Source organism: Stenotrophomonas maltophilia, from assembly GCF_047497515.2.
Lineage (GTDB): Bacteria > Pseudomonadota > Gammaproteobacteria > Xanthomonadales > Xanthomonadaceae > Stenotrophomonas.
Window position 1 is genome coordinate 1 of record NZ_JAXAXL020000001.1, and the last position, 14,159, is coordinate 14,159.

Annotated in this window: 14 protein-coding genes; 10 read left to right on the forward strand and 4 right to left on the reverse strand. The window is 68.1% G+C overall.

The window, feature by feature from the left end:
- Positions 1 to 78: 78 nt before the first annotated feature.
- Complete coding sequence (gene greB, locus ACMZPQ_RS00005) at positions 79 to 585, reverse strand: transcription elongation factor GreB (RefSeq protein ID WP_197582023.1); 507 nt, start codon at positions 583 to 585, stop codon at positions 79 to 81.
- Positions 586 to 672: 87 nt separating this feature from the next.
- The gene (locus tag ACMZPQ_RS00010; RefSeq protein WP_197582021.1) at positions 673 to 2,178 is read right to left on the reverse strand and encodes a helicase HerA-like domain-containing protein; all 1,506 of its coding nucleotides are present in this window, start codon (positions 2,176 to 2,178) and stop codon (positions 673 to 675) included.
- 123 nt (positions 2,179 to 2,301) lie between these two features.
- Here ACMZPQ_RS00010 and ACMZPQ_RS00015 point away from each other — a divergent pair, with 123 nt between their 5' ends.
- Both ACMZPQ_RS00015 and ACMZPQ_RS00020 read left to right on the forward strand, forming a co-directional pair.
- The gene (locus tag ACMZPQ_RS00015) at positions 2,302 to 3,912 is read left to right on the forward strand and encodes a transglycosylase SLT domain-containing protein (RefSeq protein WP_197582019.1); all 1,611 of its coding nucleotides are present in this window, start codon (positions 2,302 to 2,304) and stop codon (positions 3,910 to 3,912) included.
- Positions 3,913 to 3,934: 22 nt separating this feature from the next.
- Positions 3,935 to 4,282 carry a ribonuclease E inhibitor RraB gene (locus tag ACMZPQ_RS00020; protein ID WP_008267600.1) on the forward strand — a complete coding sequence of 116 codons (348 nt, stop codon included), beginning with the start codon at positions 3,935 to 3,937 and terminating at the stop codon, positions 4,280 to 4,282.
- Between the two features lie 71 nt (positions 4,283 to 4,353).
- On the opposite strand, the gene asd is transcribed toward ACMZPQ_RS00020, so the two are convergent.
- Complete coding sequence (gene asd, locus ACMZPQ_RS00025) at positions 4,354 to 5,196, reverse strand: archaetidylserine decarboxylase (protein ID WP_019336666.1); 843 nt, start codon at positions 5,194 to 5,196, stop codon at positions 4,354 to 4,356.
- Positions 5,193 to 5,843 (reverse strand): SCO family protein, encoded by a 651-nt coding sequence (locus ACMZPQ_RS00030; RefSeq protein WP_006459101.1) that lies wholly within the window; start codon positions 5,841 to 5,843, stop codon positions 5,193 to 5,195. Before ACMZPQ_RS00030 ends, asd begins: the two co-directional genes overlap by 4 nt.
- Before the next feature lie 122 nt (positions 5,844 to 5,965).
- Here ACMZPQ_RS00030 and prmB point away from each other — a divergent pair, with 122 nt between their 5' ends.
- The 8 genes from prmB (at position 5,966) to ACMZPQ_RS00070 (ending at position 14,124) form a co-directional block, all read left to right on the forward strand.
- Positions 5,966 to 6,895, forward strand: coding sequence for a 50S ribosomal protein L3 N(5)-glutamine methyltransferase (gene prmB, locus ACMZPQ_RS00035; protein WP_197582018.1), 930 nt, complete (start codon positions 5,966 to 5,968; stop codon positions 6,893 to 6,895).
- A complete protein-coding gene (gene aroC, locus ACMZPQ_RS00040) occupies positions 6,892 to 7,995 on the forward strand; it encodes a chorismate synthase (RefSeq protein ID WP_197582016.1) in 1,104 nt (367 codons plus the stop codon). The genes prmB and aroC overlap by 4 nt, the downstream gene beginning before the upstream one ends.
- Positions 7,988 to 9,025, forward strand: coding sequence for a 2-hydroxyacid dehydrogenase (locus ACMZPQ_RS00045; RefSeq protein WP_197582014.1), 1,038 nt, complete (start codon positions 7,988 to 7,990; stop codon positions 9,023 to 9,025). The genes aroC and ACMZPQ_RS00045 overlap by 8 nt, the downstream gene beginning before the upstream one ends.
- 89 nt (positions 9,026 to 9,114) lie before the next feature.
- Positions 9,115 to 10,143, forward strand: coding sequence for an aspartate-semialdehyde dehydrogenase (locus tag ACMZPQ_RS00050; RefSeq protein ID WP_197582012.1), 1,029 nt, complete (start codon positions 9,115 to 9,117; stop codon positions 10,141 to 10,143).
- 150 nt (positions 10,144 to 10,293) lie between these two features.
- Positions 10,294 to 12,279, forward strand: coding sequence for a FimV/HubP family polar landmark protein (locus tag ACMZPQ_RS00055; RefSeq protein ID WP_197582011.1), 1,986 nt, complete (start codon positions 10,294 to 10,296; stop codon positions 12,277 to 12,279).
- Positions 12,280 to 12,305: 26 nt separating this feature from the next.
- Entirely contained in the window at positions 12,306 to 12,668 is a 363-nt protein-coding gene (locus ACMZPQ_RS00060) for a VOC family protein (RefSeq protein ID WP_197582024.1), read from the forward strand.
- A 32-nt stretch (positions 12,669 to 12,700) separates the two neighbouring features.
- Positions 12,701 to 13,471, forward strand: coding sequence for a tRNA pseudouridine(38-40) synthase TruA (truA, locus tag ACMZPQ_RS00065; protein WP_197582009.1), 771 nt, complete (start codon positions 12,701 to 12,703; stop codon positions 13,469 to 13,471).
- On the forward strand, positions 13,468 to 14,124 hold the full coding sequence (locus tag ACMZPQ_RS00070) for a phosphoribosylanthranilate isomerase (RefSeq protein ID WP_014037969.1): 657 nt from the start codon (positions 13,468 to 13,470) through the stop codon (positions 14,122 to 14,124). The genes truA and ACMZPQ_RS00070 overlap by 4 nt, the downstream gene beginning before the upstream one ends.
- The last annotated feature ends 35 nt before the right edge of the window (positions 14,125 to 14,159 follow it).

Below are 14,159 nucleotides of genomic sequence, written 5' to 3' on the forward strand. Positions count from 1 at the left end.
ATGGGGATCGGCAGCCAACCGCCTATTTCCAGAATCCCGCTGAACAACGTGGTGGGTTTACACAACTAACAGTCGACTCTACCGGGATGCGTATTCCACGCCGATCACCGCGAAGGTGAACTGCCCGCCGGGCAGCTCCACCGAGAACTCGTCATCCAGCCGCTTCTTCAGCAGCGCCCGCGCCAGTGGCGAATCGATGCTGATCCAGCCAAGTCCGGCATCGGTTTCGTCCGGGCCGACGATGCGGTAGCGGCTGGTGTCACCGCTGTCCACGTTCTCCAGCTCCACCCATGCGCCGAAAAACACTGCCTGCGGATCGGTCGGCGTGGTGTCGACCACGCGCAACGATTCCAGTCGCTTGGTCAGGTAACGCACGCGGCGGTCAATCTCGCCCAGCTGCTTCTTGCGGTAGGTGTACTCGGCGTTCTCCGAGCGGTCGCCTTCCGCGGCGGCGGCCGCCAGGGCCTTGACCACTTCGGGCCGACGCACGCGCCACAGCTCATCCAGTTCGGCTTTCAACCGCGCATGGCCGGCGGCGGTGATCAGGGCGGTGCTCTTTTCTGCAGGGGGACGCCAACGGGACATGCAGTACGACTTCTTTTCTGGATGACGAATGGGGAGCGGGGTCGGAGCCCTCCCTGGCGGGAGGGATCCGACCCCGGCAGCAGCAGATCAGCGCTTGCCGCCGAAGATACTGCCGAGGATACCGCGCACGATCTGGTTGCCCAGCTTGGTGCCGACGGTGCGGGTGGTCTGCTTGGCCATGGTCTCGATCATGCCCTGGCGGCGCTTGGTGCCGAAGATCGCATCCTTGATCGACTGGCCGAAGCCTCCTTCCTGCGCCTCGTCCTGCTCGCGGCTGCGTGCGGCAGGGGCCTGCGCCTGCTCGGTCGCCTTCTGCGCGCGCTGCGCCAGCAGTTCCGCTGCCGATTCGCGGTTGATCGCAGTGTCGTAGCGGCTGCCGACCGGGCTGCCAGCGCGCACCTGCGCGCGCTCGGCGTCGGTGATCGGTCCCATCCGGCAGCGCGGCGGCGCGATCATCGTCTGCTGCACAGGCATCGGTATGCCCTTGTCCTGCAGCGTGGACACCAGCGCTTCACCAGTGCCGAGCTGGCTGAGCACCTTGGCCACGTCCAGTTTGGGGTTCGGCACAAAGGTCTCGGCGGCGGTCTTCACCGCCTTCTGGTCGCGCGGGGTGAATGCACGCAGCGCGTGCTGCACCCGGTTGCCGAGCTGGCCGAGGATGTTGCCCGGCACGTCATCGGGGAACTGCGAGCAGAAATACACGCCCACGCCCTTGGAACGGATCAGGCGCACGACCTGCTCGATGCGCTGCACCAGCGACGCAGGCGCGTCGTCGAACAGCAGATGCGCCTCGTCGAAGATGAAGACCAGCTTCGGCTTGTCCAGATCGCCCACTTCCGGCAGCTGCTCGAACAGTTCCGACAGCAGCCACAGCAGGAAGGTGGAGTACAGCTTGGGCTTGAGCACCAGCTGGTCGGCGGCGAGGATGCCGATCATGCCGCGACCGTCGTGATTGACCCGCATGATGTCGGCCAACTCCAGTGCGGGTTCGCCGAAGAAGTGCTCGCCGCCATCCTGGGCCAGCCGCAGCACCGAGCGCTGGATCGCGGCGATCGACTGCGCGCTGACCAGCCCGTATTCGGTGGAAATGTCCTTGCGCTCCTCGGCCACCAGGCCGAGCAGGGCGCGCAGGTCGTCCATGTCCAGCAGCAGCAGGCCACGGTCGTCGGCCAGCTTGAACACGATGTCGAGCACGCCGGCCTGGGTGTCGTTCAGTTCAAGGATGCGCGACAGCAGGGTCGGGCCCATTTCGCTGACGGTGGTGCGCACCGGATGGCCGAGCTTGCCGTACAGATCCCAGAAAATGGTCGGGCTGGCGGCCGGGGCATAGTCGGCCACGCCGATTTCGGCGGCACGCTGCAGCAGGTTCTCGGCACCAGTGCCGGGTACGGCCAGGCCGGACACATCGCCCTTCACATCGGCCAGGAACACCGGCACGCCCAGCCGCGAGAAGCCTTCGGCCAAGGTCATCAGGGTCACCGTCTTGCCGGTGCCGGTGGCGCCGGCCACCAGGCCGTGGCGGTTGCCGAGTTTCGGCAGCAGGGTGACGGCAATATTGTCGGTAATGCCTTTGCCGAGCAGAATCGGATCCATGGTCCAGCCCTTGTGGTGAATAGCCCAATGTTAACGGGCAGGGGTGACGGTCCGAAGGTCCGGCTTGCCCCGACCTTGGCGGCGCCGCTACTCTGCCTGCCTGTTTCACACACAGTGCCATCAATGCCCGTTCCTGTCCTGATTTCCCGCGGTTGGCCGCTGCTGGCCCTGGCCGGCCTGGTTTCCCTGGCGCCCGACGCCCATGCGCAGCGGGTTTCGGCCCGGGACAAGGTGAAGGTCGATGCGCTGCAGCAGCGCATGACCGCTGCCGAGAAGCGCTACAGCGACGCCCTGCTGCTGGTCGCAAATTCCGACCCGAAGGGCAGCAACGAGGCCGACGCGGCGCTGGAGGACATGGAAGATGTGCTCAACGACTGCGTGAAGCAGAAGGGCTGCCAGATGGGCACCCTGCTGGCCAGCTACAAGCGCCTGCTCAAGCACGATGCCGACGCAGCCGCCAGCGATGGCGTGGCCGACGAAGGCGGTGACCGCCTGGAGGCCGACCCCGACCATATCGGCCCGCTCACCGCCGATGTGCCCGAGGCGGCCCGCGCTGCCTCCCTGTTGAACGACAAGCGGCACGCCTTCGACACCATGGTCGAGTACAACCCGGCGGTACAGGCCGGCATCCGTCGCTGGCTGACCGACATGCGCCCGGCGCTGCTGACCAGCTACGAGAACTACCAGAACCTGCGCGCGGTGATGTGGCCGGAATGGGAAAAGCGCGGTCTTCCCGAGGCGCTGCTGTTCGGCATCATGGCCAAGGAATCCAACGGCCGCGTGCATGCCTCCTCGCGTGCCGGCGCTGCCGGCCTGATGCAGTTCATGCCGGCCACCGGCCGCCGCTTTGGCCTGGGCCCGGACGGCACCGGTTTCGACACGCGCTTTGATGCGCGCAGTGCCGCCGAAGCCAGCGCCAGCTACCTCAACGAGCGCCTGCGCGAACTGAACAACAACGTGGAAATGTCGGTGGCCGCCTATAACGGTGGCGAAGGCCGCGCCGCGCGCGTGTTCAAGCAGAGCGCTGGCCAGAGCTTCTGGACCGACAGCGTCTACAACCAGTTCCCGGGCGAGACCAAGGACTATGTGCCGATGGTGATCGCCGCGGCCTGGATCTTCCTGCACCCGCAGCAGTACGGCGTGGAGTTCCCGAAGATCAGCGCGCAGCCGGCCACGCTGCGCCTGGCCAAGTCCACCACCATCTACGAACTGACCATCTGCCTGGGCAGCCACGGTACCCGTGATGGCTACATGCGCGCGCTGCGCAACCTCAACCCGCGCTATGAGGCCGATGGCTGGATTCCGGCCGGCACGCTGATCAACGCCACCACCCGCATCGCCGGCCTGTACCAGCGCAACTGCGTCAGTGGCCCGCGTGCGGACCTGGCCCGGACCCTGATCACCGCCGATCTGAATGCGGCGATCAAGCGCCCGACCGCGGCCAGCTACACCGGCAGCGTGGCTGTCGGCGGCGTGGTGCCGGTGGCTGATGCCGCGGCCTCCACCAGCGTCCCGACCGCGCCGGTGGCCTCGGTGTCGACGCCGCGCGCGGCAGCCGCCGCCCGTCCGAAGCCGGTGCGCAGCCACAAGGTGGGCAAGGGCGAGACCCTGGGCGCCATCGCCGCGAAGTTCCAGTGCGACGTGCCGACCCTGGCCCGCGCCAATGGCCTGAAAGCCCCGGCCTACAGCCTGCGCCACGGCCAGACGCTGAAGCTGCAGGGCTGCGACAAGTAATCCCCCCACCCCTGGAACCCGCATGGACCTCGAAGACACCCGCAACCTGTTCGCCAACCTCCGCGAGAACACCGACTGGGACATCAACGGCCCGTTGCTGTGGGGGTACTTCTTCGTTCACTCGACCGCCGAGCCGCTGCAGGCCCTGGCCGACCATCTGCAGGCGCAGGGCTACACCTTCGTCGAACTGTTCGAGCAGGAGCCGGAAGAAGGCGATGCGCCATTCCACGTGCTGCACGTGGAGCGCGTGGAGATCCACGACGAAGCCTCGCTGGACCGCCGCAACCAGGAATTCGCGGCCCTGGCCACTGAAAAGGGCGTGGAAGACTACGACGGCATGGACGTCGGCCCCGCCCCGGCCCTGCAGTAACGCGCGTACGGCAGTGCCGGCCGCTGGCCGGCATCCCGTCGAATCCATCCACGCATGGCGTGGATCTACGGTCAGCGCAGCGTAGCCAGCGCCTGGCCCAGCTGCACCGGGCTTTCGGCGCCCAGCTGCGGGGCGAACTCAGCCACGCCCGGCGGCAGCAGCACGATCACGGTCGAGCCGTAGTTGAAGCGCGCCATCTCGGCGAAACGCTCCAGTTGGATGCCCTGGCCGCGGTAGTCCTTGCGGGTGATGCGGTCGCCATAGGCCGGGATTTCCTCGCCGCTCCACACGGTTTCCACGCCGGACACCAGCAGCGCACCGACCATCACGCTGACCATCGGGCCGAAGCTGGTGTCGAAATGGCAGACCAGGCGCTCGTTGCGGGCGAACAGGCGTGGCACGCCGTTCACTGCGGCGGGGCCGACGCTGAACAGGCGGCCCGGCACGTGCACGGTCTCGCGCAGGGTGCCGGTCCACGGCATGTGCACGCGGTGGTAGTCGCGCGGCGACAGGTAGACGGTGGCGTACAGGCCGTCGTTGTACGGCTTGGCATCCTCGTCGCTGCCCAGCAGCTCGGCCGCGGTGAACGACTGGCCCTTGGCCTGGAAGATGCGGCCGGCCTCGATTTTCCCCAGCTGGCTGATCCGACCATCGGCCGGCATCACCAGGCTGCGCGGATCGGCATCGGCCACGCGCGCGCCCGGCTTCAGCGCACGGGTGAAGAACTGGTTGAAGGTGGCGTAGCTGCGCGGGTCCGGGTTGGCCGCTTCGTCCAGGTTGACGTTGAACTTGCGGGTGACGGTGTCGATCAGCCAGCGCGACACGCGCGGATCGTCCGAGTACGCCAGCGAGCGCGCCATCGAAGACAGCAGTCGGTGGGGCAGGGCGTACGTCAGGGCGGTGGTGAGACTCATGGGGCGGTTTTCTCGGTCAGCTTCTGCAGGTCGCGGGCGATCGCCGGCGCATTGAACGGGGGGCGCACCAGGCCGGCGAGGCGGCCCTGCGGGTCGAGCACGGCCAGGCTGGCCGAATGCTCGACGGTGTAATCCTCGGGGTTCTCGTCGAAGTGCTTGCCGGGCACCTTCTGGAACACGAAGCCCAGCGAGGTGGCGAAGCGCTCCAGCGAAGGCACGTCGGCGGTGGCGGCCAGGGTGTCCTTGTGGAAGCCGTGCACGTACTCGCCCAGGCGGGTGGCGCTGTCGCGGTCCGGGTCGACCGAGATGAACAGCACGCGCGGGCGCAGGCTGTCGGGCAGGGCCTCCCACTGGTTCTGCGCGCCAGCCAGCTCGGCCAGGGTGGTCGGGCAGACATCCGGGCAGAAAGTGAAGCCGAGGAATACCAGGGTCCAATGGCCCTTCAGCTCGCCGGGGATCAGGCGGGTGCCGTCGGACTGGGCCAGGTTGAAGTCGGGAAGCGCACGCGGCTGCGGGTACAGGGTGATCGCTTCGGTGGCCGGGGCGTTGGCCGGCGGCTTCGGCGCGAACACCTGCTGCGCGGCCAGCAGGCCGAGGCCCGCCGCCAGGGCGATCAGCAGGATGATGCCGGCGTTGCGATTGAACATGGGGGCTCCCGCGCGAAGTGGGCCCCATCATACCGGCTGCGACCGGATCGTTTCCGCCGCAACGGATGCCGCCACCGGCGCCAGCCCCTATAATCGGGGGCCACTTTGCCCGCAGTACCGCCATGACCGCTGAAACGGCCGCCGAACTCCACACGATCATCGATCTGATCCGCTACGGCACCAGCCGTTTCAATGAAGCCGGGCTGACCTTCGGGCACAGCTACGACAACGCGCTGGACGAGGCCACCCAGCTGGTCCTGCACAGCCTGCACCTGCCGCACGACCTCGGCCCGGCCTATGGCCAGGCGCGCCTGCTGCAGGCCGAGAAGCTGCGCGTGCTGGAGCTGTTCCAGCGCCGCATCGACGAACGCATTCCGGCCGCCTACCTGACCGGCGAGGCGTGGTTCGCAGGCCTCAGCTTCAAGAGCGATACGCGCGCGCTGGTGCCGCGTTCGCCGATCGCCGAACTGATCGAGTGCGGCTTCGAGCCGTGGCTGGCCGGCCGTGACGTCAGCCGTGCGCTGGACCTGTGCACCGGTTCGGGCTGCATCGCCATCGCCATGGGCCACTACTACCCGAACTGGGAAGTGGACGGCGTCGACCTGAGCGACGACGCGCTGTCGCTGGCCGAAGAGAACAAGGAGCGCCTGCAGGCGCACAACGTCACCCTGCTGAAGTCGGACCTGTTCAATGGCCTGACCGGGCGCCACTACGACCTGATCGTCACCAACCCGCCGTACGTCACCAACGACGAGACCGATGCCCTGCCGCAGGAATACTCCTACGAGCCGGACATGGGCCTGCGCGCCGGTGACGACGGCCTGGACCTGGTGCTGAAGATCCTGCGTGACGCCCCGCTGCACCTGAGCGAAGACGGCCTGCTGATCTGCGAAGTGGGTGAATCCGAGCAGCACCTGATCAAGCTGCTGCCGGAAGTCGACTTCGCCTGGATCGAATTCAAGGTTGGCCAGATGGGCATCTTCGCGGTCGAGTGCCGCGAACTGATCGCCCACAGCGCGCGCATCACCGAACTGGCGGCGCAGCGCCCGTGAGTTCCAATTCGTTCGGCAAGCTGTTTACCGTCACCACGTTCGGCGAGTCGCACGGGCCGGCCATCGGCTGCGTGATCGACGGCTGCCCGCCGGGGCTGGCGCTGGACGCGGCCGAATTCGCCCACGACCTGCAGCGCCGCGCCACCGGCAAGAGCCGGCACACCTCGGCGCGCCGCGAGGCCGATGAGGTCGAGATCCTGTCCGGCGTGTACGAGGGCCTGACCACCGGCACCCCGATCGCGCTGCTGATCCGCAACACCGACCAGCGCAGCAAGGATTACGCCAACATCGGCCAGCAGTTCCGCCCTGGCCATGCCGACTACAGCTACTGGCACAAGTACGGCATCCGCGACCCGCGTGGTGGCGGCCGTTCCTCGGCGCGCGAGACCACCATGCGCGTGGCCGCCGGCGTGGTCGCCAAGAAGTGGCTGGCCGAGCGCTTCGGCGTCACCGTGCGCGGCTACCTGTCGCAGCTGGGCGATATCACGCCGGCCGGCTTCGACTGGTCGGCGGTGGAGGACAATCCCTTCTTCTGGCCGCATGCCGCCCAGGTTCCGGAGCTGGAGGCGTACATGGATGCGCTGCGCAAGTCCGGTGATTCGGTCGGCGCCTGCGTGGACGTGGTCGCCGACAACGTGCCGCCTGGCTGGGGTGAGCCGATCTACGGCAAGCTCGACGGCGATCTCGCCGCCGCGCTGATGAGCATCAACGCGGTGAAGGGCGTGGAGATCGGCGACGGGTTCGCCAGCGCCGCGCAGAAGGGCACCGAGCATCGTGACCTGCTGACCCCGCAGGGCTTCGCCAGCAACCATGCCGGCGGCATCCTCGGCGGTATTTCCACCGGCCAGCCGGTGGTCGCGTCGATCGTGTTGAAGCCGACCTCCAGCCTGCGCCTGCCGGGTCCGTCGCTGGATACGGCCGGCAACGTGGTCGAGGTGGTCACCACCGGTCGCCACGATCCCTGCGTCGGCATCCGCGCCACCCCGATCGCCGAGGCGATGGTGGCCATGGTGCTGATGGACCAGGCACTGCGCCACCGCGCGCAATGCGGTGACGTCGGCACGATCACCCCGCGCATTCCCGGGCAGATCGATGGCTGACACGCGGCCGACGGTATGGGTGAGCCAGCCGCTGATCGACGCGGCCATCGCGCCGTTGCGTGATCGCGTTCAGCTGCGCAGCACCGACACCGTGACCGCCTGGACGCCCGCGCAGATTGCCGAACAGCTGGCCAGCGCCGACGGCGCGATCATCACGTTGAACGAGCGCATCGGCCCGGCCCAGGTGGCCGAGGCTGAACGGCTGCAGGTGATCGCCAACGTCGGCGTCGGCTACAACAACCTGGATGTCGATGCGCTCAGCGCGGCCGGCATCCTGGCCAGCAACACGCCGGACGTCCTGACCGAGACCACCGCCGATCTCGGCTTCGCCCTGCTGATGGCCACCGCGCGCCGCATCACCGAATCCGAGCGTTGGCTGCGCGAGGGACAGTGGCAGCAGTGGTCGTTCCAGACCATGCTCGGTGCCGACATCCATGGCAGCACGCTGGGCATCCTTGGCATGGGCCGCATCGGCCAGGGTGTCGCCCGCCGCGCTGCGCACGGTTTCGGCATGCAGGTGCTGTACCACAACCGCTCGCAGCTGCCGGCCGAAACCGAAGCCGCGCTCGGTGCCCGCTATGTGGATCTGGACACGCTGCTGGCGCAGTCCGACCACCTGCTGCTGGTGCTGCCGTACACCCCGGCGTCGCATCACCTGATCGATGCCACCGCGCTGGCCAGGATGAAGCCGTCGGCCACGCTGGTGAACATTGCCCGTGGCGGTCTGGTCGATGAGATCGCATTGGCCGATGCGCTGGCCAACGGCCGCCTGGCCGCCGCCGGCCTGGATGTCTACGAGGGCGAACCGACGGTGCGTCCTGAATTGCTGGCGCTGCGCAACGTGGTGCTGACCCCGCACATCGGCAGTGCCTCATTGGCCACGCGCACGGCGATGGTACAGCTTGCCGTGGATAACCTGCTGGCCGGGCTCGGCCTGGCCGGTGAGCCCGTGCGCATGCCGAGCGCGATCAACGCGGACGCGGCCCTGGCTGCGCGCGTGGCCCTGGGCAAAAAAACCGGGAAACGATAGGGAACCTCCGCGCATCCCGCTTGAGGAGGTTCCCCGAACCCAGCTGTCGTGCGTGATTTTCCCCTTCCCGTTTTCGTGAGAGTTCCCCCATGAGCAATGCACAGCGCAGTTTCCACGTCGCCATCGTCGGCGCCACCGGTGCGGTCGGCGAGACCATGCTGGCCATCCTGGCCGAACGCGGTTTCCCCGTCGGCACCCTGAGCCTGCTCGCGTCCGAGCGCTCGGCCGGTGGCGAAGTCGAGTTCAATGGCCAGAAGGTCAGGATCCAGGACCTGGCCAGCTTCGATCCGAGCGGTGTCGAGATCGCGCTGTTCTCGGCCGGTGGCAGCGTGTCGAAGGAATATGCGCCGAAGTTCGCCGCCGCCGGTGCGGTGGTGATCGACAATTCGTCGGCCTTCCGATACGACGATGACGTGCCGCTGGTGGTCTCCGAAGTCAACCCGGACCAGGTCGGCAACCGCCCCCGCGGCATCATCGCCAACCCGAACTGCTCGACCATGCAGATGCTGGTCGCACTGGCGCCGCTGCACCGCAAGTACGGCATCGAGCGCATCAACGTCTCCACCTACCAGTCGGTGTCCGGCGGTGGCCGTTCGGCGCTGGAGGAGCTGGGCAAGCAGACCGGGCAGCTGTTGAGCTTCCAGGAGATCGATCCGCAGCGCTTCCCGGTGCAGATCGCCTTCAACCTGATCCCGCACATCGACGATTTCCAGGACAACGGCTTCACCAAGGAAGAAATGAAGCTGGTGTGGGAAACCCGCAAGATCCTCGGCGACGACAGCATTCTGGTGAACCCGACCGCCGTGCGCGTGCCGGTGTTCTACGGTCACTCCGAGTCGGTGGCGATCGAGACCCGCGACAAGGTCACCGTGGCTGAAGCACGCGCGCTGCTGGAGCAGTCGCCGGGCATCGAAGTGGTGGATCGCCACGAAGCCGGTGGTTACCCGACCCCGGTCACCCACGCGTCCGGCACCGATGCGGTGTATGTCGGTCGTATCCGCGAGGACCTGTCGCACCCGCGCGGCCTGAACCTGTGGATCGTGTCGGACAACGTGCGCAAGGGCGCAGCGTTGAACGCCGTGCAGCTGGCCGAGCTGGTCGCCGCCGAACAGCGCTGATCACCGCGCTTGCTTTACTGTTAGTGCCGGCCGCTGGCCGGCATTGCCGTGATCCATGGCTTGAAGCGAGTGCCGGCCAGCGGCCGGCACTATCGCAGGTCGCCCCTCGGTGGGTGCGGACCTTGGTCCGCACGCTTTATAGTGTCGCCCATGAATAAACGGGCCCGGGGCGCAAAGCGCCCGCTCAGCTATCTTTCCGCTGCACTGCTGGCGCTGGCCAGCAGTTCGGCGCTCGCCCTGGGGTTGGGCGATATCCGTGTCCTGTCCAAGCCGGGCCAGCCGTTGCTGGCCGAGATCCTGGTGGTCTCGGCCGATCCCTCCGAGCTGGAGAACCTGCGCGTGGCGCTGGCTTCGCCGGCCACCTTCGAGCGCGTCGGCCTGCAGCGGCCGGCCGGCCTGGTCAGCGAGCTGCAGTTCGAACTGAGCCGCGATGCGCAGGGCAGGGCGGTGGTGCGGGTGACCTCGCAGACGCCGGTGGAGACCCCGTCGTTGAGCTTCCTGATCGAGGCTGACTGGGGCCAGGGCCGCCTGGTGCGCGAGTACTCCGCCCTGGTGGACGCGCCGGCCAGTGCGCTGGCCGTGGCGGAACCGGAAATCGTCGCGCCTGCCGGTACCCTGTCCAACGCGATTGCACGCGAGGTGGCACCTGCGCCTGCCGCGGCGCCGGTCAACACGCCGGCGCGGACGCCTGCGCCCACGCCGGCTCCGGCACGGCCGCGTACGGCACCGGCCGCCGTTGCGGCGCCGCCGGCCGAGGGCAGCATCACCGTGCAGCGCGGGCAGACCCTGTCGCAGATCGCCAGCGGGGTCGCCGCCGGCAACCAGGTCAGTCGCGATCGCGCGATGATCGCCTTGCTGCGTGCCAATCCCGAAGCCTTCATCCGCGGCAACGTCAACCTGCTCAAGCAGGGCGCGGTGCTGCGCCTGCCGGGTAGCGACGCGCTGGCGGCGGTCGATGCCAGCGAAGCGGCCGCCCTGGTGCGTGAGCACGCGGCGCAATGGCGCCAGGCCCGCACCGTGCCGCAGCCCGCCGGCACGGTCGCGCCGGTCGCCAAAGCGGCCGCAGCGGCCGACTCCTCCCCGGCCACGGCCAATGGGGCACGTCTTGAAATCGCTCCGGCACTGGCGTCCGACGCCGCGCGCGCGGGCACAACCACCGGCACCGCTGCCGGCAGCGAGGGTGACATGCTGGGCAACGAACAACTGCGTCAGGCGCGCGAAGACATCGCCACCCGCGATGCCGAGATCGGCGAGCTGAAACAGCGCGTGGCCGACCTGGAAAAGTTGAAGCAACAACAGCAGTCGCTGATTGCGATGAAGGACAACGATCTGGCGGCCGCACAGCAGCGCCTCGCGCAGGCCCCGGGTGCGCGCGATGCGGCGACGCCATGGTACTGGCTTGGCCTGCCGGTGCTGCTGCTGGCCGCCGCGGCTGCGTGGCTGGTGCGTCGTCGCAAGCCGTCGCCGTTGCCGCCGCTGCGCGAGGAAGATGACGCGGCCGCCCTGACTGCGGTGGTGCCGGCCGGCGCCGCGCTGGATACGCTGGCCGAACAGTCTTCGTGGTCGTCGGCGCTGGCTGAGGGTGGCCGCCAGGAACCGGCAATGCCGGCCTGGGCGAGCGCGCATGAGGTGCAGGACGAAGCCATCGCCGACGGGTCGGCACGGGTGGACTGGCAGGCGCAGACGCTGCATGACGACGAGGTTGTGGCGCTGCCCGAAGCAGTGGCCGACCTGCCGCGCTGGGACGAGCCGGTGGTGAACAATGACGATGCGCCGCAGGCGGAGACTCCGCCCGAAGCCGCAGCTGAAGTGGAGGTGCCGGATTACGCCCTGCACGCCGAACAGCAACCCCAGTTCCGTGGTGTGTTCGACCTGCCCGCGGAATCGCATGACGACGGGCATTCCGCCGAAGCGCTGCATGACGCCTCCGATGCCACGCACGAGGAAGGCACCGCCGCGCCGGGCAGCGATGCGGGCTGGTCACCGCGTGCCGGCCAGGAGCGCCTGGAACTGGCCATCGCCTATCTCGATCTGGGGGACGCGCAGACCGCGCGCACGCTGTTGCAGGAAGTGATCGAAGGCGGCGACCTGCACAGCCAGGCACACGCCCGTGAGCTGCTGGACCGCCTGCCGTGACCGAACCTGCCGACAAGGACCGTGCCATGAACCGCGAGCGCCGCATCGACTACGTTGAATTCGCCTCCAGTGACCCTGCCGCCAGCCGTGCCTTCTTCGAGAAGGTATTTGGCTGGTCGTTCGTTGACTATGGCAGCGACTACACCGCCTTCGACGATGGACGCCTGCAGGGCGGTTTCTTCCGCGGCCAGCCGCAGCGGGCCAGCGATGCGGGTGCGCCGCTGCTGGTGCTGTACGCCGACCAGCTGGCGCCGGTCGAGGCAGCGGTGCGCGATGCCGGTGGCGAGATCGTGCGCCCGGTGTTCTCTTTCCCCGGCGGCAGCCGCTTCCAGTTCGTCGAGCCCGGTGGCAATGAACTGGCGGTCTGGTCCGAACGCGATCCGGCCTGAGCGCCGCCCCATCCGCAACATCGAGGTAGCACATGCGTTACGCGCTTGGCGTCGAGTACGACGGCAGCGATTTCAGGGGCTGGCAGAACCTGGGCGAGGGTGGCCCCAGCGTGCAGGCCAGCCTGGAACAGGCCCTGTCGTCGGTGGCCGACGCGCCATTGCAGGTGGTCTGTGCCGGCCGCACCGATGCCGGCGTGCACGGCCAGTGCCAGGTCGTGCACTTCGATACCGATGTGGTGCGCGATCCGCGCGCCTGGCTGCTGGGTACCACCACCCGCCTGCCGCGCTCGATCGCGGTGCGCTGGTGCGTGCCGGTGGCCGATGATTTCCACGCCCGCTTCTCGGCGCGCGCGCGCCGCTACCGCTACCGCCTGCTCAACCGCGAGGTGCGCCCGGCGCTGGACCGGCAGACCCTGAGCTGGGAGCGCCGCGCGCTGGACGAGACCCTGATGCACGTCGCCGGGCAAGCCCTGCTCGGCGAGAACGACTTCAGTGCCTTCCGCTCGGTGCAGTGCCAGGCGCTGCATGCGCGGCGCGAGCTGCAGTCGCTGCAGGTCAGCCGCCAGGGCGAGGTGATTGAAGTGGCCGTGCAGGGCAATGCATTCCTTCATCACATGGTCCGCAATATCGTCGGTTCGTTGATCCTGGTGGGCAGCGGCGAAAAGCCGGTGGAATGGATCGCCGAACTGCTGGCCGGGCGCGACCGCACCGTAGCCGGTCCCACCGCACCGCCGCAGGGCCTGGTGTTCCTTGGGCCCCTGTACCCCGACAACTGGCATCTGCCCGCCGAGGTCACGCTATGAGCCGCTCCTACTACCGCACACGCATCAAGTTCTGTGGCATGACCCGGGCCGGCGACGTCCGCCTGGCTGGTGAACTGGGTGTGGACGCGGTGGGTTTCATCTTCGCCCGTGAAAGCAGCCGCCGGGTGGCCCCCGCCGAGGCACGCGCGATGCGCCAGGCAATCGCGCCGATGGTCGACGTGGTGGCGCTGTTCCGCAACAACAGCAAGGAAGAGGTGCGCGAGGTGCTGCGCACGGTACGGCCGACCCTGCTGCAGTTCCATGGCGAGGAAGACGAGAGCTTCTGCCGCAGCTTCAACATGCCCTACCTGAAGGCGATCGCCATGGGGGGGCGTGAAGAGATCAACGCCCGCACCCTGCAGCTGCGTTATCCCAGCGCGGCCGGTTTCCTGTTCGACAGCCATGCGCCGGGCGGCGGTGGTGGCACCGGCGTGGCCTTCGACTGGGGCCGGATCCCAACCGGCCTGCACCGCCCGTTCCTGCTTGCCGGCGGCTTGAATCCGGAAAACGTCTACGACGCCGTGCTGGCCACGCTGCCGTGGGGCGTGGATGTCTCCAGCGGCATCGAGCTGGAGCCGGGCATCAAGGATGGCTACAAGATGCGCACCTTCGTTGAAGAAGTGCGGCGCGCGGACTGCACGGTTCTCGAGTGATTTGCGTCACTATTTGGCGTGATTTGGATCTGGAT